Annotated in this window: 20 protein-coding genes; 11 read left to right on the plus strand and 9 right to left on the minus strand. The window is 33.9% G+C overall.

Annotation, left to right across the window (positions count from 1 at the left end):
- The first annotated feature begins 1 nt into the window (after position 1).
- From AC4PRO_RS05190 to AC4PRO_RS05225, 8 genes are all read left to right on the plus strand, one after another.
- Positions 2-1,792, plus strand: coding sequence for an ATP-binding protein (locus AC4PRO_RS05190; RefSeq protein ID WP_492116562.1), 1,791 nt, complete (start codon positions 2-4; stop codon positions 1,790-1,792).
- 102 nt (positions 1,793-1,894) lie between these two features.
- Positions 1,895-2,392 (plus strand): GNAT family N-acetyltransferase, encoded by a 498-nt coding sequence (locus AC4PRO_RS05195; RefSeq protein WP_074722349.1) that lies wholly within the window; start codon positions 1,895-1,897, stop codon positions 2,390-2,392.
- Between the two features lie 133 nt (positions 2,393-2,525).
- Positions 2,526-3,614, plus strand: coding sequence for an efflux RND transporter periplasmic adaptor subunit (locus AC4PRO_RS05200; RefSeq protein WP_492116563.1), 1,089 nt, complete (start codon positions 2,526-2,528; stop codon positions 3,612-3,614).
- Complete coding sequence (locus AC4PRO_RS05205) at positions 3,614-4,870, plus strand: ABC transporter permease (protein WP_492116564.1); 1,257 nt, start codon at positions 3,614-3,616, stop codon at positions 4,868-4,870. Before AC4PRO_RS05200 ends, AC4PRO_RS05205 begins: the two co-directional genes overlap by 1 nt.
- A gap of 2 nt (positions 4,871-4,872) precedes the next feature.
- Entirely contained in the window at positions 4,873-5,553 is a 681-nt protein-coding gene (locus AC4PRO_RS05210; RefSeq protein WP_074722343.1) for an ABC transporter ATP-binding protein, read from the plus strand.
- 829 nt (positions 5,554-6,382) lie between these two features.
- A complete protein-coding gene (locus AC4PRO_RS05215) occupies positions 6,383-7,465 on the plus strand; it encodes an efflux RND transporter periplasmic adaptor subunit (protein ID WP_492116565.1) in 1,083 nt (360 codons plus the stop codon).
- Between the two features lie 25 nt (positions 7,466-7,490).
- A complete protein-coding gene (locus tag AC4PRO_RS05220; RefSeq protein WP_492116566.1) occupies positions 7,491-10,670 on the plus strand; it encodes an efflux RND transporter permease subunit in 3,180 nt (1,059 codons plus the stop codon).
- Positions 10,648-12,075 (plus strand): TolC family protein, encoded by a 1,428-nt coding sequence (locus AC4PRO_RS05225; RefSeq protein WP_492116567.1) that lies wholly within the window; start codon positions 10,648-10,650, stop codon positions 12,073-12,075. Before AC4PRO_RS05220 ends, AC4PRO_RS05225 begins: the two co-directional genes overlap by 23 nt.
- Before the next feature lie 68 nt (positions 12,076-12,143).
- Here AC4PRO_RS05225 and AC4PRO_RS05230 read toward each other — a convergent pair whose 3' ends face one another.
- The 4 genes from AC4PRO_RS05230 to AC4PRO_RS05245 form a co-directional block, all read right to left on the minus strand.
- Positions 12,144-12,710 (minus strand): pentapeptide repeat-containing protein, encoded by a 567-nt coding sequence (locus tag AC4PRO_RS05230; RefSeq protein ID WP_492116568.1) that lies wholly within the window; start codon positions 12,708-12,710, stop codon positions 12,144-12,146.
- A 285-nt stretch (positions 12,711-12,995) separates the two neighbouring features.
- A complete protein-coding gene (locus AC4PRO_RS05235; RefSeq protein WP_492116569.1) occupies positions 12,996-13,514 on the minus strand; it encodes a hypothetical protein in 519 nt (172 codons plus the stop codon).
- Positions 13,515-13,606: 92 nt separating this feature from the next.
- A complete protein-coding gene (locus AC4PRO_RS05240; protein ID WP_492116570.1) occupies positions 13,607-13,813 on the minus strand; it encodes a hypothetical protein in 207 nt (68 codons plus the stop codon).
- A 99-nt stretch (positions 13,814-13,912) separates the two neighbouring features.
- Positions 13,913-14,410, minus strand: a complete 498-nt coding sequence (locus AC4PRO_RS05245; RefSeq protein ID WP_492116571.1) for a YqiA/YcfP family alpha/beta fold hydrolase — start codon at positions 14,408-14,410, stop codon at positions 13,913-13,915.
- A gap of 284 nt (positions 14,411-14,694) precedes the next feature.
- Here AC4PRO_RS05245 and AC4PRO_RS05250 point away from each other — a divergent pair, with 284 nt between their 5' ends.
- Both AC4PRO_RS05250 and AC4PRO_RS05255 read left to right on the plus strand, forming a co-directional pair.
- Positions 14,695-15,918, plus strand: coding sequence for a metallophosphoesterase family protein (locus AC4PRO_RS05250; protein WP_492116572.1), 1,224 nt, complete (start codon positions 14,695-14,697; stop codon positions 15,916-15,918).
- 12 nt (positions 15,919-15,930) lie between these two features.
- Entirely contained in the window at positions 15,931-18,975 is a 3,045-nt protein-coding gene (locus tag AC4PRO_RS05255; RefSeq protein ID WP_492116573.1) for an AAA family ATPase, read from the plus strand.
- A 360-nt stretch (positions 18,976-19,335) separates the two neighbouring features.
- Here AC4PRO_RS05255 and AC4PRO_RS05260 read toward each other — a convergent pair whose 3' ends face one another.
- The gene (locus tag AC4PRO_RS05260; protein WP_492116574.1) at positions 19,336-19,587 is read right to left on the minus strand and encodes an RteC domain-containing protein; all 252 of its coding nucleotides are present in this window, start codon (positions 19,585-19,587) and stop codon (positions 19,336-19,338) included.
- A 233-nt stretch (positions 19,588-19,820) separates the two neighbouring features.
- Between AC4PRO_RS05260 and AC4PRO_RS05265 the strand changes: the two genes are divergently transcribed.
- Positions 19,821-20,402: a helix-turn-helix domain-containing protein gene (locus AC4PRO_RS05265; protein WP_074722319.1), complete on the plus strand. Its 582-nt coding sequence runs from the start codon at positions 19,821-19,823 to the stop codon at positions 20,400-20,402.
- A gap of 110 nt (positions 20,403-20,512) precedes the next feature.
- Here AC4PRO_RS05265 and AC4PRO_RS05270 read toward each other — a convergent pair whose 3' ends face one another.
- The 4 genes from AC4PRO_RS05270 to AC4PRO_RS05285 are packed head-to-tail and all read right to left on the minus strand — an operon-like array spanning position 20,513 to position 26,462.
- Positions 20,513-21,196, minus strand: a complete 684-nt coding sequence (locus AC4PRO_RS05270) for a phosphonatase-like hydrolase (protein WP_074722318.1) — start codon at positions 21,194-21,196, stop codon at positions 20,513-20,515.
- A 2-nt stretch (positions 21,197-21,198) separates the two neighbouring features.
- Positions 21,199-22,356 carry a TIGR03364 family FAD-dependent oxidoreductase gene (locus AC4PRO_RS05275; RefSeq protein WP_492116575.1) on the minus strand — a complete coding sequence of 386 codons (1,158 nt, stop codon included), beginning with the start codon at positions 22,354-22,356 and terminating at the stop codon, positions 21,199-21,201.
- Entirely contained in the window at positions 22,340-23,638 is a 1,299-nt protein-coding gene (locus AC4PRO_RS05280) for a DUF5690 family protein (protein ID WP_492116576.1), read from the minus strand. Before AC4PRO_RS05280 ends, AC4PRO_RS05275 begins: the two co-directional genes overlap by 17 nt.
- Complete coding sequence (locus tag AC4PRO_RS05285; protein ID WP_492116577.1) at positions 23,631-26,462, minus strand: bifunctional YncE family protein/alkaline phosphatase family protein; 2,832 nt, start codon at positions 26,460-26,462, stop codon at positions 23,631-23,633. Before AC4PRO_RS05285 ends, AC4PRO_RS05280 begins: the two co-directional genes overlap by 8 nt.
- Positions 26,463-26,478 lie beyond the last annotated feature (16 nt).

A 26,478-nucleotide genomic window follows, 5' to 3' on the forward strand; every position in this document is an offset into this window, starting at 1 on the left:
AATGAAGTTGAAAAAATTATATAAAAACACTCAAATATTTAAAATTGCTTTAGGTATAGCAATTGTGGTGGTCGGTTATATAGCTTCGGTTTTTTACACCCAAATGAGAGGTCTTGATTCATCGGTGGATTTAATTACGAATTCAACTGAAACCCAATTAGAACTGGAAAAAATACTATCAACAATTAGTATGTATGAGAGTAATCTAAGGGGCTACATTATTACAAAAGACGAGTCCTATATTAAAAATAGATTTTTGAGAAGAGGAGAAATTGATCAAAATATACTAAAAATAAAAGAATTAGTAGCAAGTAATCCTAATAGAGTAAAAGAGATTGAAAGACTAAATAAGTTAATTGATCATAGGTTTGATTTGTTTAGAGAGACTTTGTTATTATCTAAAAGCAAATATTTTGATAGTGTTATATTTAATAAAAAGCTTCAGGAGAGCAATAGTTTTACGGAGTCTATGAAAACATTTGTCTATAAAACGATAAATGCTGAGGGAGATAAAATAAAAGTTCATAATGTTAATCATCAATTTGAATTAGAAGATTCTATTATAAGTGCTTTTTTATTGGTGATACTTACATTATTAATTTTGCTATTATCCTTTAATAAAACAAATGTTGATGTCGTTGAGTTGAAAAAAGCCAATGACGAAATGAAGTTTTTAAATCTATCGTTTACCAATGCTGAAAAAATAGCTGGATTTGGTCACTGGAAAATTAATATAGAAACAGGACTATATACTTTCTCAGATAATTTTTATCGTCTTTTAGGAGAGGAACCAAATGCTTTTGAGCCCAAATTAGAGAACCTGAATAAATACATTCATCGAGACGATTTAGAAAATGTGATTCAAAGTCATAAGGATTCATTAATTAGCTATGAACCTACATCGCTAACGTTTCGTTTTGTATTGACTAATGGAGAAATAAAATACATTAAGTCAGTAGGAAGCTTTACTCAGAATAGTAAAGGCGAAATGATAAAAACAGGTGTAAATCATGACATTACAGAGCAGTATGTAAAAACACTAAAATTAGAAGAAAGTAATACAGAGCTAAAAAGTATTAATGAAGAATTAGAGTCTTTCAATAATATCGTAAGCCATGATTTGCAAGAGCCACTCCATAAGATTCAAATGTTTATTTCTAGAATAGGAGATAATGATAAGGAAACTATTTCAGAACAAGGAAAAACATATTTATCAAAAATTGGTATTTCGGCTAATAAAATGCAAGCCCTATTAATTGATTTAGTTAATTATTCCAGAACTATAAAGGGCGATAAAGTTTTTGAAGAAGTAAATTTAAATGATATTGTAAATGTGGTAATTGACGATTTATCGTCTAGTATCGACGATAAAAAAGCAGTTATAGAAGTCGGATCTTTACCTACGATAAAAGGAATCTCTTTTCAAATAGATCAACTTTTTGTAAATTTAATAACTAATTCATTGAAATACAGTAAAGATACGATTGCTCCCCAAATTAATATTTACATCGAGGATATTGGTATCGATGAATTTTATAACGACAAATTGATTTTAGATAGCGATTATCATAAAATTGTAATTAGGGATAACGGAATAGGATTTAAGCAAGAATATGCCGATAAAATATTCATGTTGTTTCAACGTTTGGAAACAAGTCCAAAATATTCTGGAACTGGTTTAGGTTTAGCTATTTGTAAAAAAATAGTTGATAATCACCACGGATACATTACGGTTCAATCAGAACCAAATATTGGTACTACATTTTATGTTTTTATGCCTAAAGAGATTTAATCTTTAAAAGTAGTTTTAGGAGAGTAAGAGCAGATCTAAAAACGTTTTTATAAATACTATTTTTTTATATTTGCATAATTATAAATTTTACAATCCATTTAAATGATAACTATTTCTGAAGCCACTTCTAAAGATGTCAAAACAATTCAAAATATCGCCTATAAAACTTGGCCAGATGTATATGGCGAAATTCTTTCTGCAGCACAATTGGAGTATATGTTAAAAGCCTTTTATTCTGAGGAGGTGCTATTGGATAATATAGTCAATAATGGGCATCACTTTATCTTAGCTTATGAAGGGACTGTTTGTCTTGGTTTTGCGTCCTTTCAGCATGATTATTTAGAGGATAAAATAACTCGTTTGCATAAGATTTATTTACTTCCCGAAGCGCAAGGAAAAGGAGCAGGTAGGTTGTTGATTGATACCGTGATAAAGAATGCCAAAGAGAATCATTCAAAAGTTCTTTCCTTGAATGTAAATCGGTTCAATAAAGCATTAACCTTCTATCAAAAACTAGGTTTTGTAATTGCGGGGAAAGAAGATATAGAATTAGATCACGGTTATTTAATGGAAGATTATAAGTTAGATAAATATTTGTAATAATTTCTTCCTCCGTTTAGTTTTAAAAAAAATCAGATTATTCTATTAAAAAAGCTTTTAATAGAATGAATGTGAGAAAAAAGCGGTAAATTTAAGTGTTTATTTGTTACTTATTTTTATTAAATCGATTGAGATGAAATTTGCAAACTGTACTTTATTAGCTGTGCTATTTTTAGCATTGTCCTGTTCGAAAAACAGTGAAGGAATAAAACCTACTGTTGGTTCTGTAACCGAAAGTGTCTATGCATCCGGAATCATTAAAGCAAACGATCAATATACCGTTTACTCCAGCGTAAATGGTATTTTGCAAAAAATAAAAGTTGCTGCGGGACAACCCATAAGTAAAGGGCAGTTGCTTTTTGAACTTGAAAGTGAAAAAGCGGAATTAAACACTGAAAATGCCAGATTAGCGTATCAGCTTAGTCAAGGAAATAGTCTCTACATCAGGGATAAGATCGCAGAGATGGAGCTAAAAGTACAATCGGCAAAGGATAAGCTCACTCTTGACGAATCCATTTATAATAGAAATAATAAAATAAGGTCTCTTGAAGGGATCTCAGAAGTTGACTTTGAAAGATTCGAATTAGCTTATAAAAGTTCTAAGCTAAATTATGAGTCAACTAAAAAGCAATTGGCACAACTAAGAGTACAATTGAAGAACGACCAAGATCGTAACAGCATCAATCTTAAATACAGTCAAAATACCCAAAGTGATTTTAGTATAAAAAGTGCTATGGCCGGTCGATTGTACGATGTTTTGGTTGATGAAGGCACCCTGATTACCACGCAGACTCCACTTGCGATTATTGGGAAGGCAAATTCGTTTGTATTGGAACTCGAAGTGGACGAGAATGATATGGTGCGTGTAGTTTTGGGACAGAAAGCATTAGTTACGATGGACAGTTATAAAGGGGAAGTTTTTGAAGCGATTGTTGATAAAATATATCCCATTATGGATGCCCGTTCACGCACATTTAAAATTGAAGCGCATTTCGTTCACGCACCAAAAAAACTATACCCTAACCTAACAGCCGAGGCAAATATAATTATTAAGACAAAAGAAAATACGATTACCATTCCTAGAAGTTATTTACTAGATAATGAGTATGTTATCGTAAATAATGATGAGAAAAGGAAAGTAAGAATAGGTTTGAGTGATTACCAAAAGGTGGAGATTTTAGAAGGATTGAAAAAGGATGAAACCATTTATATACCAAAATAGTGAATTATAAACTGATTTTAAATATTGCTTTTCATTTACTTAGAGCTAGACTTAAACAAACTATTGTTGCAGCTGTGGGTGTCACTTTTAGTATTGCTATGTTTATCGCTTTAGTCAGTTTTATGAGCGGATTAAATGAAATGCTAGATGGTTTAATGCTAAATAGAACGCCGCACATCCTTTTGTATAATGAAGTGAAACCATCGGAAAATCAGCCTTTATCTTTATCTGGAGACTATAAAGGGAACACGAATTTCATTCGCTCCATAAAACCAAAAGACAGAGGTAAATCGATATATAATAGCATGTCTATTATTAAAACTTTAAAGCAGGATAAACGTATTATCGATGTAGCGCCAAAGGTGACTGCCTCTGTTTTATTTAACTCAGGAACGATAGAAATTGCAGGTTTTGTAAATGGTATCGATATGATTGCTGAGGATACCCTTTTTAAGATTAGTGATTACATTAAAGAGGGGAAAGTGACAGATCTAAGTCAGAACAACAGTATTATTATTGGAAAGGGACTGTCTGACAAAATGTTACTTTCGAAAGGGGATATTATAAAAATATCAACTTCTAGCGGCAATCTTGCGTCCTTAAAAATAGTGGGGATTTCTGAAATAGGAATTGCCGAAATTGACAATGTGATGAGTTATACTTCATTGGCTACAGCCCAAAAACTGCTAGGGCAGACCAAAAGCTATATTACCGATATCCAGATTAATCTTTATGATAAAGAATCGGCTGTTCCGCTGTCCAAAGAGTTTCATACAGCTTTCAATTTGGATGCAATGGATTATCAAACTGCTAATTCGCAATTTGAAACGGGAAGTACAGTACGAAGCATTATATCTTATTCGGTTGGAATTGTTTTGCTTATTGTTGCCGGTTTTGGAATTTACAATATATTGAATATGATGATTTATGAAAAAATGGATAGTATTGCTATTCTTAAAGCCACTGGCTTTTCAGGTAACGATGTAAAATGGATTTTTATCTCACTATCTATAATAATTGGTTTGACAGGAGGTATTTTTGGATTGGTTTTCGGCTATGTTTTTTCGGCGATTATCGATGTCATCCCTTTTGAAACGACTTCTTTGCCAACTGTTAAAACGTATCCAATTGATTATAATATAGTGTATTACAGTATCGGAATAACCTTTGCACTTTTTACGACAATTATTTCAGGTTTGTTTCCAGCTTTAAAAGCAAGTAAAGTGGATCCGGTAGAAATTATTAGAGGGAAATAGGTATGGAAAATAATAAAGTAATAGAAACCATTGGTTTAACAAAGTATTTCTATAATCCTGCAAAATTTCAGGTAATTAAGGATGTCAATTTAAGTATTAATCATGGCGAGTTTGTTTCTATAGAGGGACGTTCTGGTTCTGGAAAATCTACCTTGTTGTATTTGCTTTCAACGATGGATACGGATTATGAGGGACAATTGTTGATCCATGATGAGTTAATTACGGGACAACCGGATAAGAATTTGGCAAGAATCCGAAATGAGAAAATAGGTTTTGTCTTTCAATTTCATTATTTGTTGTCAGAATATGATGTGTTAGGTAACGTGATGCTTCCTGGGTTTAAATTAGGTAAATATTCTAAAGAGGAATTAGAACACCGTGCGATGGGACATTTGAAAACATTGGGAATTGAAAAGCACGCAACAAAAAAGACAAATCAGTTGAGTGGTGGGGAGAAGCAGCGCGTCGCGATTGCAAGAGCTCTTATAAACGATCCTTTGATTATAATGGGGGATGAGCCTACGGGAAATTTGGACAAAAAAAATGGCGACGTTGTTTTTGATATCTTTAAAACATTGACACAAGAGTTTAATCAGACGATATTAATTGTTACCCATGATCCTGATTTCGCCAATAAAACAGATCGAATAATTACAATGGAGGACGGCCGAATAATTTCTTAGGAAAATAGATTACTTTTTTACTTTTTGAAAGTTATTTAAATATAAAAAAAACAAATATTTCCAATATTTTAAGAAGTAATACGGTATAAATGAATAAGGAGTTAAAGTAAATCATAATAAATGGTTTGGTCTATAAAAGTATTAATAGATTCTTTTTTAACTACTTATAATTATTGTGTTGCTACAACCATTTGCAGGGAAAACGATTTCGTTGATTTTTACTTAACAAAATCATAAAATTTATTTTCACTATCAATGTTTGACTACATTTGGTCTCGAAATGAGAGCAACAATTTTTTTTATATTCCTTTGCTCATTCTTTTTTTGCAAAGGTGAAAATTTAACTGTTAATCGTACACATCCTTGTAGTACGAAGAACTCTTTGACTCAAAAACATTTTTTAGAAAATCAAGGTATAGTTGACAATTCAGATCAGTATAATAAAATTATTGAAGATACAGATACTGGAGAGGATAATCTTAATTCAGATAATACCTCGAATAAATTTGCACCATTAAATTTTGAGGCTACTCACAAATGGTATATTACAAATTCCAATTTCTTTTATTTAAAAGATAACTTAAAAGGCATAAAAAACTTTCCGTCTTTTTTTGGATATTCTCAACCAATATACATTCTAATCCGAGTTTTAAGAATTTGATTATTGGCTTCATCAGTTGATAATTTAATGATTTTTAATCTCTAAAAGAGAAAAATAACTTTATTTTTCTAAATGACGGTTCTCGGACACGTCATGGCTGCTGATGTTTTGTTTTACCCTATAAAATTTTTAAATCCAAACAATCAAGTACTCAATTCATAAACTATCATGAAGAGAATCGCCATTATATCTGGGCTAATAGCCCTAATAAGCTTAACGAGTTGTAACTCAAAAAAAGAAGAGAAAGAAGTAGCTGAAACGTTTTCAGTTACAAATCCAGTTGTAGTTGACACTTCATTTACAAAGGAGTATGTCTCACAAATTCGGTCTGTTAAAAACATAGAAATTAGAGCTTTAGAAAAAGGGTTCTTACAAAAAATTTATGTTGATGAAGGTCAATATGTGAAGGCAGGTCAAATATTATTTAAAATATTACCTACGATGTACGAAGCTGAATATCAAAAGGCGCTAGCCGAAGTAAAAGCTTCAGAAATAGAAGTACAAAACACCAAGGATTTAGCGGATAAGAATGTAGTTTCTAAAAATGAATTGGCTGTAGCCAAAGCTAAATTAGATCAGGCAAGAGCAGAAATGGCAATGGCTAAATTTCATTTATCTGCAACTGATATTAAATCGCCATTCTCGGGAACGATAGATAGAATTCCTAAAAAATTAGGTAGCCTTATTGATGAAGGTGAACTACTAACTAGTCTTTCTGACAATAGTGAAATGTATGCTTATTTCAATGTTTCTGAACCAGAATATTTAGATTATGAAACTGATATTAAAAACCGTGCTCAAAACCAAGTAGGTTTACTTTTAGCAAACGGTACTCCATTGAAATACAAAGGAAAGGTAGAGGTTATAGAAAGTGAATTTAATAGCGAAACTGGAAATATAGCTTTTAGATCTCGATTCCCTAATCCAGATAAATTACTCAAAAATGGAGAAACAGGTAAAGTGCTAATGACTGTTCCGCTTAAAAATGCTTTAGTAATTCCACAAAAGGCGACTTATGAAATACAGGACAAAAAGTATGTGTTTTTAGTAGATAAAAACTGCATTGTACATTCACAAGAAATTCAAATTAAAGGGGAAATGCCTGATTTATATGTGCTAAAAAGTGGTGTTTCAGCTAGTGATATGATTTTATTAGAAGGTGTTCAAAAGGTAAAAGAGGGCGATAAAATTAAATGCAAAACAATGGATCCTAAAATTGTAATTGAGCATTTAAGATTAAAAGCGGAGTAAATTAATCATATAAAAAAATATAAAAATGTTTAATAAATTTATCCAAAGACCCGTTTTGTCGATAGTAATATCGCTAGTAATTGTCTTTTTAGGGGTATTATCGGTGATGAATTTACCTATTACCCAATTTCCTTCTATTTCGCCACCAATGGTGAATGTTACAGCAGATTACCCTGGTTCTAATGGAGAATTGATGATCAAATCAGTTGTTATTCCTTTAGAACGAGCCTTAAATGGAGTTCCGGGAATGAAATACATGACTTCTGATGCTGGAAATGACGGTGAAGCTAGTATTCAAGTCGTATTCAACTTAGGTACTGATCCTAACCAAGCCGCTATTAATGTGCAAAATCGTGTGGCTTCGGTAGTTAATAAACTACCGCCATTAGTGGTAAGAGAAGGTGTGAAAATTACTCGTGAAGTTCCCAGTATGTTGATGTACGTCAATCTTTTTAGTACTGATAAAGGAACCGACCAAAAATTCTTGTATAATTATGCTGATATCAATGTTTTATCTGAATTGAAAAGGGTAAATGGTGTTGGTTCTGGAGATATTCTAGGGACTCGTGAATATGCCATGCGTATTTGGTTGAAACCCGATCGTATGTTGGCCTATAAAATTTCTACCGATGAGGTAATGGAAGCTTTATCAAGTCAAAGTTTGGAAGCTTCACCGGGAAAAACAGGAGAGGCCTCGGGAAAACGTTCACAAGCATTTGAATATGTATTGAAATATTCAGGCCGATTCACAGACGAAAAACAATATGGAAATATAATATTACGATCCAATGCTAATGGCGAAATATTAAGATTAAAAGATGTTGCAAATATTGAGTTTGGAAGTTCGATGTATGATATTTATTCGAATCTAAATGGAAAACCATCTGCAGCAATTGTATTAAAACAGTCCTTTGGTAGTAATGCAAATCAGGTTATTGAAGATGTAAAAGCCAAATTAGAAACCATCAAGAAAAAATTTCCAAAAGGAATGGATTACGAAATTTCGTATGATGTTTCTAAATTTTTGGATGCTTCTATTGAAAAAGTAATACACACTTTAATCGAAGCTTTTATTTTGGTAGGGTTAGTGGTATTTCTTTTCTTGGGGGATTGGCGTTCTACAATTATTCCAGCAATTGCGGTGCCAGTATCATTAGTTGGAACTTTTATGTTCATGCAATTGTTCGATATTTCACTTAACTTAATTACGTTGTTTGCTTTGGTTTTGGCAATTGGAGTCGTCGTCGATGACGCCATTGTGGTTATTGAAGCGGTGCACGCAAAAATGGAAGAAGAGCATCTTTCAGCTTTAAAAGCGACTAAAAAAGCGATGCATGAAATTTCTGGAGCTATTGTGGCGATAACGTTCTTGATGGCTGCAGTATTTATTCCAGTTGCGTTTATGTCTGGACCAGTTGGAGTATTTTATAGACAATTCTCTATTACGATGGCAACAGCAATTATTCTTTCGGGAATCGTAGCGTTGACATTGACACCTGCGCTTTGTGCGATGATGCTAAAAAACAATCATGGCAAACCTAAAAAGAAAACACCTATAAATAGATTTATAGATGGCTTTAATAACACCTTTAATCTTGCTCAGGGTAAATATCAAAATTTACTAGGGAAAATTATAAATAGAAGAGCGATTACTTTTATTGCATTGGTAGGATTTTGTGCTGGAACATGGTTAATTAGTAGTACCGTTCCTTCTGGATTTATCCCGAATGAGGATCAAGGTATGTTTTATGCTATTATTCAAACACCTCCGGGATCTTCATTAGAACGAACTAATGATATTTCAGTAAAATTGCAAAAAATTGCTGAAGGTGTCGAAGGAGTGAAATCCGTTTCTTCCTTAGCAGGATATGAGATTTTGACTGAAGGTACTGGATCTAATGCAGGAACTTGTTTGATTAACCTTAAGGACTGGGATGATAGAAAGCAATCTGTTGTTGAGATTATGGCGGAATTAGAAGAAAAATCTAAAGACATTCCAGGCGCAAACATCGAATTTTTCCAACCACCTGCCGTACCAGGATATGGAGCTGCTGGAGGATTTGAGCTTCGTTTATTAGATAAAACGGGATCAGGTGATTACAAAAAAATGGAGGCAATTAATAATGATTTTGTAAAAGAATTAAACAAACGTCCTGAATTATCTAATGTGTTCAGTTTCTATAGCGCCAGTTTTCCTCAGTACATGATGAAAGTGGATAATGACCTAGCACAGCAAAAAGGAGTTTCCATTGAGAATGCAATGAATACCTTGTCTACATTAGTGGGAAGTAATTACGAAATTAGTTTTATTAAATATGGAATTAATTATAAAGTAATCGTTCAAGCGTCTCCTGAATACCGTGCATTGCCAGAAGATATTTTGAAACTCTATGTAAAAAATGACCGAGATGAAATGGTGCCTTACTCTGCTTTTATGAAGTTAGAAAAAGTGTATGGACTATCGGAGATTACGAGACATAACATGTACACTTCTACAGAGATTAGTGGTTCTGCTGCCTCAGGATATAGTAGTGGTACAGCTATTAAAGTTATTCAAGAAGTTGCCGCTGAAAAATTACCAAGAGGGTATGATATTGATTGGGCAGGTATTTCTGCCGATGAAGTTTCACAAGGGAATCAGGCTATCTGGGTATTCCTTATCTGTTTAGGTTTTGTGTACTTAGTCTTAGCGGCACAATACGAAAGTTTTATTCTGCCTTTATCAGTAGTTCTATCCTTGCCAGCGGGTATTTTTGGAGCCTTTCTTTTACTGAAATTAACAGGACTCGAAAACAATATTTACGCTCAAGTAGCTATGGTAATGTTGATTGGGTTGCTGGGTAAAAATGCTGTTTTGATTGTAGAATTCGCCATTCAGCGGCATGCAGCAGGGAAATCAGTGCTAGAGGCTGCAATGGAAGGAGCAAAAGCAAGGTTCCGTCCTATTTTGATGACATCATTTGCTTTTATCGCAGGTTTACTACCATTGGTTTTTGCTACAGGGCCGGGTAAAATTGGTAATAGAACTATTGGAACAGCCGCAGCAGGAGGGATGCTTATTGGTACTATTTGCGGTGTGTTTGTTATTCCGGGATTGTATTACATATTTGGTCGAATAGCTGAAAAATATAAGTTGGTAAAAAATGAAGAAGAAAATCCATTAACTGAAGAAATTGATAATAATGAAGTTCATAAAGAAAAATAGTATTGCCATAGCTATCTGTATTACGATAGTAGGCTGCAAGGCACCATCAGTTGTAGAAAGTACAACTAAAGTAGCTATTCCAAATGTATTTGTTAGTAGTACGGATACCGCTTCTATTGCAAGTATGAAGTGGAGAAATTTCTTTACTAATAAGAACCTACAAAACTTGATTGATACTGCACTTCAAAACAACCAAGAGTTGCAGATTACGTTGCAGGAAATTGAAATAGCCAAAAATGAAGCACGAATTAGAAAAGGGGCCTATCTCCCTACTGTAGCTCTTAGAGCCGGTAGTGGAGTCGAAAAAGTAGGGCGTTATACTAGTACGGGCGCGGGTGATGCTTCTACTGAAATTTATCCAGGAAGAGAAATGCCTGATCCGCTGACGGATTTTAGTATTGGGGCTTACGCCAATTGGGAAGTAGATATCTGGAATAAACTGCATACTGCAAAGAAAGCAGCAGTTACACGCTATTTAGCAACAGTAGAAGGGAAGAACTTTGTACTGACTAATCTAGTTGCCGAAGTGGCTACTTCGTATTATGAATTGCAAGCTTTAGATAACCAACTTCTAATTGTAAAGCAAAATATTGCACTTCAAAAAAATGCCTTAGAGATTGTAAAATTACAAAAAGAAGCGGCAAGAGGAACGGAATTAGCAGTGCAGAAATTCCAAGCTGAGGTGCTGAAGTCGCAAAGCATGGAGTTTGATATTAATCAAAACATCAAGGAAACTGAGAATAGAATCAATTTTCTTTTAGGGCGTTTTCCTCAAGAGATTCAAAGGGACAGAACCGCTGTTTTGAGTATTGTTCCAGAATCGATTCAGGCAGGGATTCCTTCGCAATTGCTAACGAATCGTCCGGATATTAAACAAGCCGAACTAGAATTGGCTGCAGCCAAATTAGATGTAAAAGTAGCGAGAGCAGAGTTTTTTCCTTCTTTTGGGATTTCTGCAGGAGTAGGATATAATGCTTTCAAAACATCGTTTTTGTTTAAGTCACCGGCTTCATTATTGTACTCTTTAGCCGGAGATTTAGCAGCACCTTTAATTAATAGGAATGCTATAAAAGCGGAGTTCAGTAGTGCAAATGCAAGACAAATTCAGGCGATGTATAATTATGAGCGTGTCATTTTAAATGCCTATTTAGAAGTGTCGAACCAACTTTCTAAAATTGATAATCTAGAAAAAAGCTATGATCTACGATCAAAACAGGTAGCAGCTTTAGACCGATCAATTGAGGTGTCAAATGACTTGTTTAAGTCGGCTAGAGTTGATTATTTAGAAGTTTTACTGACACAACGAGATGCATTAGAAACAAAATTGGAATTAATAGAAACTAAAAAAGACCAATTGAATGCCGTTGTTAATGTGTATAAAGATCTTGGAGGCGGTTGGAGATAACCACTAATTTAATTCGAAAATCAGAGTCGGGAATTTTTCTTGGCTCTTTTTTTTGTCAAAAAATTTTATTAGACAATGATATCGTATTTGGTCAACAGTCCTTTAAGACCTTCAATAGAAAATTGGGCTTTTTTAAGTTTTGTCTTTGTAGGATCGATTGAATAATTGTAGCTTGTTCTAAAGTCGGCTTTGTCAGCGACTGCTTTTTCAAATTCAGAACGGTATAAATCACAGTTGCTAAATAAGACTTCGGTTAAATTAGTACTCATAAAGTCAACGGCAACAAGACTAGTATTTGTGAATGTAGTTCCTTTCATCTTTAAGGCATAAAATTTGGAGAAATCCAAAATACAATCTTTAAAATGAACTTCAAAAATGAATTTGTCGCACATGGCAAAGTTTACATCGATCATTTTACATTTATTAAAAAAAACTGTTCTAAAGGCAACATGATTTATTTTTGAACTAGAGAAATTGCAAGAATTAAAATTGCAATCGATAAATGTGACAGCAATAAAATTACATTGGGAGAAATCACAATTGGTAAAAGTGCAAGATTCAAATTCCTTGAAATTGACTTCGTCTTCACCATAAGTGATGTCATTGTATTGTAAATCAAGGTTGTATTCAGACATTTTTCTGGGGATGAATGTGGTAAAAAGCAAGTGTCATAATTTAAGGTAATTACGTTTTGTTTTGGCGGTAAATATACAAATTTCAAATCGTTTTTTTTACAAGATTTGTAGAAGCCGGGATGTTTTTTTAATGATTGATTATCAGGTAAATTGAGTCCTAGTACAGAAAAGCAGATTAAGATAATTAAGGAAGTGTTTTTACAAAACAGCATTCTATCTTTATCTCGCAGCGGGATTGTGAAGGATAAACTTTTTTATTTGGTTTTTTAAGGAATAACGTACTATTTATTTAATCTCAAAACTAGTCTGATAGGTAATAGCCGTGTCGTTTTTTACGGCATTCAAGTGTTTATTTTGATATTTAATATCACTTAGAAATCGCTCGTTTTTAAACTTGGTTGTTATGAACTTAAAATCATCTATTTGAAGTAGGTTTGTAGCAATTTCAAATTCTAAGCAGCTAATTAATCCAATTTCCTTTTTCATAATATAGAGCCCTGTTTCTAATTGATTTGAATTAAAAAGTTGGTTTTTATCGACTTGGTATAACGGAAATAATACTAATTCATTGAAGAGCTCATTTGGTTTTAGCTTCAATACTTTGTGCCGGTTGAACCAAAATTCGATTTGGTTTTTTGGTTTATCTAAAACTCCCGATACTACGGTTGCATCTAAGTCTAAAATTGAAGTAAACCGATTATCCTTTAATTGATCATAAAAAAAGGGATCTAAGAGTAAATCGGTGAGAGATCTCTTTTTTCTAGAGGCAATTTCCGTCCAATGCGCATAGATATCCGCATCCAATTGTAGTTGTCTGACCTCTATTCCTTCTCCGAATATGTTGATTTTGTTTTAATTTATTCTGAAAAGAGATCATTAAACGTAAAATTAGAAGATTAGCGTATTTCCCAATTTACGTCACCCAAATCTAGTTCACCGTTCATGTCAACCGTTAACCATGACATTCCTGCAAAAGCTTCATTTAAAGTAATCGAAAAACCTGAAAGGGTGGTATGTTCTAAATTTTTATGTGCCTCGTTACTCAATTTAGCCGTCAATTTTTCGTGCTGCTCATCGGTCAATTTAATTCGTAGTTCTTTCATAATAGGTTGTTTAGGGTCTTTTTTATTTAGTATCATTTGTTTTTGCTGACGAGTAATTACGAACTGCGAAGCAAAGAAGTCATGCAAAAACATTTTAGTTTATAACTCCAATTGACGGAAAAATTCAGTTATTTCTTTTTCAAAAACATCCAGTAGAATTTGATGCCCCATTTGGTTGTGAATCGAAATTTTTATGTCGGTAGTAGTCTGTCTGTTTTCAGAAATCCATTTTAGATTATCGTTAGCTTTGATCACGTCGTCTTGTCCGCCTAAAGCAAAATGTAAAAGAGAGGAACTATTTGAAGAATTCAAATCAGGAATATTTTGGGGAACTGGTCTGTGTGGTAAAGCTGGATTGAAAAGTAGGGCAGGGCACTTGATAGTATTAGCAAAATAATAACTCATAAAACCTCCCATGCTACTCCCAATAGCTACATCAAATTTATGCTCTTTGTTCAGTTGCAAAAGGTATTTAAATACATTCGGGTTATTGTAGTAATCAAGATCAGGCGCAATAACGGTTCCGAAACGTTCTAAAACGGATCTCTTTGGTGGACTAAGTTTGCTTTCGAGTCCATGTAAGTATAAAATGGTCATCTGTTTTTATTTTTTTAGTAATTCTATCGTAAAAGTAAGGGGCTATAACGACAAATTATGTCGTTTGAATTTTTTTTAGCTCAATTATTTTGAAACAATAATACGGATAATTAAGCGTGTCATATTACGGTTTTCCGTAAAACAGATCATTATTAATTTAGTATTTTTACAATGATTCATTTGTGCTAAATGCTACTTTTATACCGTTTTTTATTGCGATATTGCTATTGAAATAGTACGATTGAACCAAGATTAAGATAAGTTACTCATTATAAGTTTAAAGAATGAAAGTATTACATACTGCCGATTGGCATTTAGGAAAAAAACTGGATCATTTTTCGCGATTGGAAGAGCAAAAGATCGTTATGAACGAAATTTGTGAGATCGCCGACAGTCAAAATGCAGATGTAGTTATAGTGGCAGGTGACTTATTTGACACCTTCAATCCTCCAGTGGAAGCTATTGATTTACTATATAAGACTTTGAAAAGACTGACCAATAACGGGAAACGCCCCGTAATTGCCATCGCGGGTAATCACGATAGTCCAGATCGAATAGATTCCCCAAATCCTTTGGCACGGGAATGTGGGATACTATTTGTAGGTAATCCAGATGTTACGATTCCAACGATAATTATTGAGAACGGATTTGAAATAACCCAGTCAGAAAATGGATTTCTAGAAATTCAACTGCCGCAATATGAATTTCCTATTCGCATTATCACCACACCTTATGCGAACGAAATGCGGTTAAAAACCTATTTGGGAGCTGAAAATAAAGAAGATCAATTGAATCAATTATTGCAAGATTCTTGGGCTGCACTTGCCGATAAATATTGCGATACCAAGGGCGTTAATATCCTCACGACCCATTTGTACATGCTCAAGCGTGGAGGCGAAATATTGGAAGAACCCGATGGTGAAAAACCATTGCGTATAGGTAACGCCGATATCGTGTACACCGATTGTATTCCGCAGCAAATTCAGTACACCGCTTTAGGGCATCTGCATCGTTTTCAGAATGTGGGTGGGCATCCTAGTCCTGCAGTGTACTCTAGTAGTCCACTGTCTTATAGTTTTTCGGAAGCGGGACAAGAAAAAAAAGTAGTTCTAATTGAGGTACAACCGAACGAGGCCGTAAAATTTACGGGTATTCCGTTGCAGTCTGGGCGGGTTTTACATCGAAAACGATTCGAAAACATAGACGAGGCTGTAACTTGGTTGTTAGAGAATCCCTATTGTTTGGTCGAATTGACTTTGGTTAGTGATACTTTTTTTGCAACCAAAGATCTCAAACGAATCCATGAAAGTCACGACGGAATCATCTTTATCATTCCCATTGTGACTAAGGATGGCGATACAGAGCAACAAACCCCAAAAGTAAATTTAGATCAAGACATTCAAGGATTATTTAAAGATTACTTTGTTTCGAAACACAAACAGGAACCCAATTACGAATTATTGGAGTTGTTCAATGAAATTATTGGAAGTCAAGCTAAAAACGAATAAAAAAAAACCTTTATGTTACCACTAAAATTAAGTATTACTGGTTTGTATTCGTATCAAAAAAAACAAACCATTGATTTTGAAGAATTGACAAATGCGGGTTTATTCGGGATTTTTGGAGCGGTTGGTTCTGGGAAATCTTCTGTTTTAGAAGCGATTGGTTTTGTCTTGTACGGAGAAACAGAGCGTTTGAATAGCAGAGATAAACGTTCGTACAATATGCTAAATCTAAAATCGGATAGAGCCAATATTGAATTTGAATTTTTAAATTTTGAAGAACGAAAATTTAAGTTTGTAGCCGATTGGAAAAGAAATAAAAAACGTTTTGAAGAAACCACAACTATAGAACGCCTTGCTTACGAATGGAAAGAGGAGGAATGGGTTCCAATGACTTCTGCCGATGCGACAGCGTTAATAGGACTTACTTATGAAAATTTTCGCCGTACGATTATCATTCCGCAAGGGAAGTTCAAAGAATTTTTGGACTTGAAAGGAAAAGACCGCTCGGATATGATGAAAGAAATTTTTCATCTCCAACGCTTTGATTTAGCTTCGAAAGTGGCAACCGCGCAAAGTGCTGCTAGAACACAATTGGATCAACTTAAAGGAGCATTATCAGGATTCGATGCTATTTCGAAAGAAACCATTTCAGCTTTAGAAGTTGAACTTGCAGAAGCGAATACGGAATTACAAACGAATAAAACAGAATTGGAATTGGTAGAAACCGAGTTCCAAAAAATGACCACTTTAAAAACTAATTTTGAAGATTTAGAAAAAAAGAAAAACCTTCTTTCGACTTTTATCGAACAAAAACCAAAAATGGATGCGCTACAAACCGAGATCGATACGTTTGAAATCACAGACAAAGCTTTTAAGGTGGTAATAAATGAGTTGGGTTCTGCAAACACAACGTTATTCAAAGCAATAGAACAATTCCGTTTACTCGAAAGTAATAAAAAAGGAGTAGAGGAGAGTAAGAAAGTGAATCAAACTGTAATGGAACAATTACAGCAGAAGTTCGACCAATTAGAAACTTCTAAAAATAAAGTATCCGATTTAGAATCGATTGAAAAAATAGTTGGTTTACAGTTGGAAGTCGCATTAATCGAAAAAAAGAGTAAAGCTAGCGAACTATTATTTTTAGAAAGTGAAAAGAAAGAAACTGAGCTCAAGAAAGACCTAACGACTATTCAATTGGATTTGGTTGCTTTAAAATCTAAAAAACTAGATGGGGATGTATTATTAGATGTGGGGAATTGGTTTACTAAACAAGAATCGTTAGTAGAGCAATTAACGGCGAAAGCGAAAAGAATCAGTGTTATTCAAGACTATTTAGAGAAGCAAAAAGTCTTGTTTTCAGAATTAGAATTACCTGTGGAGACTTGGAAAACAATTTTAGATACAAAACGAGAACAGCTTTCGATAGAAAACAAAATCGTTTTGGCAACCAAAACAAAGCTTTTGGTTTCCAAAGAATTAGCGCAATTTGCCCATAATTTGCACGATGGCGAAAACTGCCCTTTGTGCGGATCGCTGGAACATCCTCATGTAATGCAAGCCGAAGATGTTACGGACCAATTGGCGATTGCGGAAGCCATGATTTCAAAATTAGAAAATAGCGAAAAAGAAATTGCTCTACTCGAAAAGAAAGCTTTCAAAATCGAAAATGATAGTACACATGCCGTCGAACAATTGCAGTTGACTGTTATTGATAAAGAAGCTTTGGAATCCGACTCCAAAATTCATCTTTCAAAATTTATTTGGGCAGTGTTTAGTGCTGCCGATAACGCTGGTTTTTTGGCAAAAAAACAAGAGCAACAAATTATTGAAAAAGCGATATCCGAGACCGAAAAAAGGGAAAAAGATACTCGTACACTGCAGGAACAACTAGCAGAACAACTGAAGGTTCAATCGACAAATAAAGGAAATATCGCCAATGAAAAAGCATCCATATCAGGAGGCATTACCAATGAATTATCCCAGCTAAAAGTACTTACCTTTGCGGATTATGCGCAATCAGACATTGCTATAATTCGAAATGAAAAAACAAAATTACATTTAGAAAACAGCAGAATAGCATTAGAATATAAATTAAAATCGGATGCGATTGTACTTCAAGATAAAGAATTAGCAGGAATAGAAGCCAGTTTGAAACTAATCAGTGAACAAGTGGTTTCAAACGAAAAATTAGTACTCGAAACCCAAAATAAAATAACTGAATTACTCCAAACCCATCAATTGGATTCGATAGATACCGTTCAATCAATTCTTTCTAAAACTTGGGATATCGAATTGGAGAAAGCCCGAACCAAGCAGTTTACCGTAGATTTGAAAGTAGCAGAAAGTGCTGTTATCGAATCAGAGAAGTTGGTAATGAACGAGCGCTTTGATAGTACAATTTTTGAAGATAAACGAATTCTGGTTGCAGAAGGTAAATTAAAGTTTGAAACCCAATTAGGAAAGCTATCTACTTTGCAAGATAACTTAAAACGTATCAACGCATCGTTGTTAGAAAAAGCAGCCTTATTAGCTCATTTTGAAGTACTAAATACACGTTCTACAAACTTAGTTACCTTGGCGAATATGTTTAACGCTAGTGGCTTTGTAAACTATGTTTCTAGTATTTATTTGCAAAATTTAGCAGATGTGGCCAATGTCCGTTTTCATCGTATGACTAAAAATCAACTGAGTTTAACGATTAACAGTTCCAATGAGTTCGAAGTGATTGATTACCTTAATGATGGTGCTTCTAGAAGTGTAAAAACACTTTCTGGAGGGCAAGGTTTTCAAGCTTCTTTATGTTTGGCTTTGGCATTAGCAGAAAGTGTGCAATCTTTAAATAAAAACGATAAAAATTTCTTTTTTATTGACGAAGGATTTGGAACGCAAGATCCTGAAAGTGTAGCCATTGTATTTGAAACCCTGCAATCGCTCTACAAAGAAAATAGAATCGTTGGAATTATTTCGCACGTCGCAGAACTGCAAGAACGAATTCCTCGTTCTATCAATGTGATTAAAGAGGAAGAAAAGGGAAGTTTGGTGAGTGAAAGTTGGAGTTAGGGTGTTTAGTTCCTGACTTTTATTCTTGATACTATATTAGCTCTAACTACTTGATTTTAGGCTACTTTTGACTGTAAAGCATAAAAAAACCCCAACATCTGTTGGGGTTTTGTGACCTTGACTGAACAATTTACAAACCATTTTATGAATGATTTAAAGAAATTAGCGATGTGGAATTCATTATAGGATCTACAAATTTTATTCTAGTTTTAAGTGAAATTAAACCGTTTTTTAGAAAAATTCACCTAAAAATTTAGGTCTGTTAGAGGTGTTTTTTATACTTGGAGAAAATGTCTCTAAATTATAATTGATTTCAGCATTATTTCGAATAAAAATTTTACTATCAATGAACTCACCTCCTTATCGATAATAATTATAAAATTCTATATTTTCAGTAAAATTAATATTGAGTTTGTTTAATTCAGAATCCAAATACTCACGCTGAATTCTTTTGCTGCTAAGCGATTTTCGAGTTTCCAGTTTTCTAACTTTCTTGAAGTATATTAATTTTGAAGTGAATTTTGGTTTTATGATTTTAAAAAAGTGAATTTCATCTTTATCATTTTTGTTTTGACCGCTATAAAACAAGAGTATTCTTCTAAATTCAGACATTTTTTCACTGCTTTTTTTATTGTTTTTTTGAGAAATACAAACAAAAAAGAGATTGTGCATGGACTTATTATTACTGGGGTTACTTTAGTCAGCTAAATTTAAAATGACTTATTAATTGCACCCAAAAGGCTGATTTAAGTGATAGAAATAAATGCATTAATAAACCAGCGAAATAATTATTGTTTTTCAAAGGTAAAAACGTACTTTTATTTTCAATTGCAATTCAATCATAAATGGAGAACTATTTACTTAACATCGGTAAAAGAATTAAAAATATTAGGAAAGAAAAACAATTAATTATTAGTCAAGTTGCTGATGGCGCAGGAGTAAGTAATGGTTTAATATCTCGGATAGAAAACGGCAGGACTATACCTTCATTACCTGTTCTATTTAATATTATAGGGGCCTTACAAATTGATATTGGTTCTTTTTTTGACGGAATGGAAAGCGCAAACGATAATAATCATATTGTTATTCGTGCAAACGAATATAAGAATATTGAAAAAGAAGTAGAGGCAGAAGGTTTTGCTTATAAATTTATTTTCAATAAGGGATTGAAATCCATAGGTTTTGAAGCTGTTTTGTTGGAGGTGATGCCAAATAGTAAAAGAGAAAAAGTGTCCACGGATGCCTACGAATTTAAGTATGTTTTAAGTGGTGAAATAAATTATTTAATTGATAAAGAGGAAGTGTTACTTAATGAAGGAGATTCATTGTTTTTTGATGGACGTATTCCTCATGTACCGGTCAACAAGAGTGACAAAAAGGCAAGTATGCTAGTCTTATATTTCTTTAACGCAGCACTTGATAATTAATCATTTTTATTAATTTAAACTATAGCAATACTAGGGATTTAGTAAAATAAAAACTCCCCATAATTAGATACTAAAATGAGGAGTTTAAACAAAACACAATCCAAAATGAACTACAAGAGTATCGCTCTCAATTCAGTTAAACTTTCCAATATGTAAGTTGGATTTGCTTCTTGTATCTGTTCTCTATCTTGAGCACCTGTTAGTACTCCAGCAGTTATTCCGCAATTAGCGCTGATTCCCTCTTCGATATCTATTTTAGAATCTCCTACTTTTAATACTAATTTACTATCCTTTATCCCAACAATTTCCATAGCCTTAAAAATCATATCGCCAGCGGGTCTTCCATTTTTAACATCATCTGCAGTAACCAATGCATCTATAGTTTCTCCAACTGTCCAATCTAATTTTTGCAACAATCCGTTAGCTGTTTTAGCATCATAACCCGTATTCAATACTACTTTAATGTCATTTTTTCTCAAGTCTTTAAAAAGTTGTTCTGTTCCTTCAAAAGTCTTCACGTCTAAATTAGCATATGCTATTTCTAATTCAGATTTAAAACTAGTAAAAATAACGTCTACAATCTTAGAAATCTTAATTAAATTAGTGCAGTTATGGAGTACATCAGTAATAGCTTGATGCTTTTCTTTACCAGCTCCGTATTTTAAAACATCTTGTAAAGTGACATTATATCCCGCATTGTTTATCGCTTTTTGTACTGTTTTGTAGACTACATTGTTTTCATTAACAGTAGTTCCTGCCATATCAAAAACAACCAATTTTATTTCTTCTTTCATTTTTATTTATTAAAAATTTTACTAATATTTTCTTTAGAAAATCCTGCGCTTCCCGTCATTCCTTTTCCACCAATTCCAGTGATGATATGAATGTTTTTGCCAATGGTATGCTCAAAAATATCTTTAGTTTTGCATTGTGAATAGATCCCAAACCATCGGTTTTGAATTTCGTAATTGGGCAAATTAATGATTTTTTTTGCTTCTTGAATCATGAAGTTATCGATATCCATATCTAAATTAGCACCTAAATCATCTGTGTTTTGGGCATCAGCATATTGATGGGAATCTCCCAAAATAATAGATCCATCTGTAGCTTGTTTAAATAAAATATGTACACTCCATTTTTTTTCTAAGGTGTTTTTTTCTTCTTTTGATTTAATGGTCTTAAATGAAGGACATTCATAAAAAGACTCGTAACGTCTTATAGATAAACCTGATAACACAGAACCGTTCAGAGTATAATTTTTCTGTGGCTTAGTTTGCATCATTTGTAATTTAGAAATTTCTAAATCACTATTATTATATAAATGAGGAAATAAGACTTTGAACTCACTTCCATTACAAATAATTACTTTTGTGGCAAAAAATTCTTCATTAGAAGTACTTCTAATAAATACGCCATCATTAACATTTTCGCATTGTACAACACAGACATTAGTTGAAAATTCCAATCCCATATGCTGAATCATATACTCTTGTAATTTGTATATCATGGTTTTAGGTTCTATGGTAACTTCCTCTGGAAAAAACAATCCTGCCTGTACATAATCACCCCGTACTCCTGGATATTTATCTAAACATTGTTGTTTGCTAAGTAAATGCGATTCATAATTATTAGATTTATTAATTTGAGCTAATTCTTCAATCAACTGAAGCTCTTCTTCATTTGAGGCTAAATAAACCGAACCGTTCTGTCTAACCGAAATGTCGAATTGATTTTGAATTTTTTTATAAATCGCTAAACTTTCTCTTCCATACCTTTGCCATTTAGAGTCCATACCAGAGGGAACTACTTGTCCAAAATTTTGAATAGTAGCTCCTTTTGCCATTTTGTCTTTCTCTAATATAGCAACTTTAAGTCCTTTTTTTAGTGCATGATACGCATGAAAAGTTCCTAAAACTCCCCCGCCTATTACTATTAAATCATAGTGTGTTCTCATTTAAAACTAATTGATAATTTATATTTTGTTTCTTATTTTTCTTGTGTTTTTTATTCAGATATAGAATCGAAAAGGAGGTTACAAGTACTCCGATGCCAGCGACTAAATACGCTCCTTTGACAAAAAAGGCTAACCAAGACAGACTGCTTTGACCAAAATTTTTATATAACAGAGCCAATACACTACCAAAATATCCAAAAGCGTCTGCAATATAAATTAGAAACCCTGCATTCCCTTTAATTTTGAAAGCACCCACAAAGCGATCGAAAAAAAGGCAATTAAACGGGACATAACAGATGTATAGACCAAATCCAGAGATAACCATCCAAATAAAAGGACTAATGTTTCCAAACTGGAATAATAAGGTAGAAATTCCTATTGAAAAAGAGCCTATTAAAAGTAAAATTTGATAAAAAATAAGGGCTTTCATATTATCTTTAAAATAAAAGGCAGTTGCTAAAACTAGCAATACAACAATAGCAACCAAGGTTTCTGAGGAAGTATAGACTGAAGGATCTTCTTTAAAACCGAGACTGTCCCATAATTCGCGAGAAAAGTTATCTCTAAAATCCCTGAATGCAGTTAAAAAAGTATAAAATAATACCCATAATGTTATAGGAAATAAAAATTTGAGCAACACTTTTTTCCGACTTGTTGCTGTCATCGGAATACGCTCGGTTCTCAATTCGATATCTTCTTGACTCGGTTTTGGAATGCGCTCCAACATCCAAGTAAAAAACAACAACGGAATCACAAACAACAAACCGGTAATAGCTGGCATCCAAAACGCTGAAAATCCCCAAGTATGCATCACAAAGTAGCCTGCAGATTTTACCACGCCGCTCGATACTATAAAACTTGTACTCAAAGCTACACCTAAAATTTCAGTAAATCGCCTTCCTTCTAAATATGAAAAAATTATCCCCCAAATCATTCCTAATGGCAAGCCATTCATAAACATAAAGAAGATATTGTAGGGCTTCGGAACTATTGCGAAAAGTACCAATGCAATTTCTGCAATACCTATCAAACCCAATAGATAGTATACGCGCTGGTTCGTCTTAAGTTCAGATATTACCTTAATGCCAATAAACTTAGATAAAACATATCCGATTACTTGAGCAATAATCAAGAGGATTTTATAGTCGATATGAAACACTTCCAACCCCTCAAAAGAGGCTACAGTAAATGGCTTTCTAAAAGCATACATGCAAAAATAGGCCCCAAACGATGCTACGGAAGCATTTAGAATAAAAAATATATTGGACTTACTTTTACTCATTTTTACTGTTTTTCTTCTGAATGTTTTTCTTTTCGCGATTTTCTAATCGGTATTCGTCTTGTTCTTTGCTTTCACGTAACATATCAGCTTCGTTGTCCATCTCTGGTGATTCTTTTAATGATTTCCAATCAAAATTTTCATCAAATGGATCCAGTGCTTTTTGAGGGTTGAAAACTCTTGGGTCAACTTCTACGGCGTTGTACGGTTTATAATTAGGTGTACTAGTGAAAAAATCAGATAAATCAGTAGCGCCAGCATCATATTGATTGAGATAGGGCGTAGCTAAAACATTCCAAAATGTTTTAAATATACTTCCAAAACTGTAATGAAGGTGACTTGCATACTCTCTTTTTACCCAAGGGGAAATTAACAGTAGGACACTGCGATGCGCATCAATATGATCAACTCCGTTTTGAGCATCATCTTCTGTAACTACGATTAGCATGTCTTTCCAATAGGGCGTTCTTGATAAGTATTCTACAATTCTGCCTAAAGCCAAATCATTGTCAGCCATATAGCTTTCTTTGAAAGGATATCCTGACTTTGGATTATCTCCGGCACCGTGATCGTTGGGTATAATTACTGTAATTAGCTCTGGCATAAGCTCTTTGCCTTTAACCCACTTTTCATCAAACTCTTTCTCAAACTGATCTATTCTAAATTGATCTGGAATAGACGTATTGTAGGTAGGATACGTTTTAGAAGTTCTTGTAAACAAAGGTTGTGGCATAGGGTAGTTCACAAATTGTTTGATACCTGTATACTTGAAATTGGCTTCGTATAGTGCTGGTTCAAACATGATACTAAAACCAAAGTTGTAAAAACGTATCGCGTTACGTTCCAAATGATCCCACATTGATCCCGCTTCATTATAATCTTCAGGATAAATGGCTCCTGCTGCTCCGTTCATTGCAAAAATTCCTGGCGCTTTTGATTCTGATTTAAAATCTCTATTGCCCCCATAACTAGCTGCTGTAGCCGTTTCACACCATTCATTTGGGTAGGTGTTTACTAACCAACGATGTCCATCAGCAGAGACATCAGAATCTACATAGAAATTATCGGCTAAACCAAACTGTCTTGCTAGAGCTAGGTGATTTGGCATAACAGTAATAGCAGCTAATGAATCTGTTTTTTCTCTATTTACAAAGTCAGCATTTTCACCATATCTAGCAAGTGATGCATCGCCATTCCCTTTTTTTATTTGTCCAAAAATCTCGTCATAGGTTCTATTCTCTTTAGAAATAAAAACGATATGTTTAATCGGACTCTCTTTTTCACCTGGATACAGCGGAATAGGATTGTCTTTTCTGCTGTTATAAATAGTATCGGTTGCCTTTGTAAATTTAAAGTTGTTTGAAATAACTTGCTGCGTAATTTCTTCTAGTCGGTCATCAGAAGGAATAGCTGCAACTTGGACGGTTCCTTTCATTAACGAACCAATATAACTTCCTTCTGAGCCTACTTGAAAAGAACGACCTCCGTTTGGACCGCTTCCGTATCCTTTTGCATTAGCAATAATTAAGTGCTTCCCATCTTTGGTCACTTCGATTTTAGAGGGAAACCATCCCGCAGGAATATGTCCTACCACTTTCTGATCTTTTATATTGATTACGCCAATGGCGTTGATTCCTGATTCTGCGACATACAATCGTTTTTGATCTGGGCTTATTGCCAAGCCAAAAGGGATAACTCCTCTAAATTGTTTAACTCTGTAATCTGGTTTTAACGCAATGGTGTTAATAATAGTATCTTTCTTGATGGAAATTACCGAGATGTTGTCATTGGTACCGTTACTCACAAATACATAATCATTTGTGGCAACAATAGAATTTGGGCTTGACCCACCAACAGCTGGAATTCCTTCTATCATGGCGCCTACTAAATGACCTGTTTTAATTTTAGCAACTACTTTTGCATTGTTTTTATCCTCTAAATTAATGGCAAAAACGGAAAAAGCCTCAATAGCATTCAGTGCGCCTAAACCATTAATTTTTATTGTATCATTTTGAATTCCCTCGACCATTTCTTTAGAGCCATAAGCGGTCGCCGGATAACTAATTGGCGTGATTTTAGCTTCTTCTTTTTCACTGTCTTTTATGTACGAATATTGAAACATCCCGACATTAGCAACATAAGCCTTTTTTTCATCAGGCGATAGGCAAATTCCAAACGGATAGCGTCCTACAGGTACTGATTGTGTTAAGGTTTTAGAATCCGTATCTGCAATGATCATTCTAAAACCAATTTGGTCCACTGCATAAATGGTTTTCCCATCTTTGGAGAGTTTTAAATCACCAATGTAACCATCTGTATAATCATGAATTTCAGATTTGGAAGTACAATCAATAAAACCTTTGGCTGCACCATTTGCCAAATCAAAAAGATAAATTTTATTTTCTTGCCCCCCAGCTACATACACTGTTTTATTATCAGGAGAAATGGCTAACCCCATAAACACAGAAGCAAGAACTCCTTTGTCTGTAGCTGAAGTAGGAGGGACCTGCTGCACTTCAGGATGATTGGATAATAAGTTTCGAATGATTGAAATCGAAATCGGATTAGTCCCCGAATTAGCTGTAACGGCGATAGTATTATCGGGACTTATCGTTAGTCCGTATGGATGAGGAGCTGTTACTATACTTTTGCCGAGTGGAGTAACAAACCGTCCGTTAGGAATTATTGTTTTACCCTGTTTATTAATTTGTGTGAGCTCTATTCCAGCTGGAGCTGAAGCCAGCCATATGGTACCAATAACTTTACTTTTGGTACTGCAAGCAGCAATTAAGAGCAGGAAGAAGCATGAAATAATTTTCTTTATCATTTGTGTTGTTTTATTA

This window comes from Flavobacterium sp. DW-iso2 (assembly GCF_058725285.1).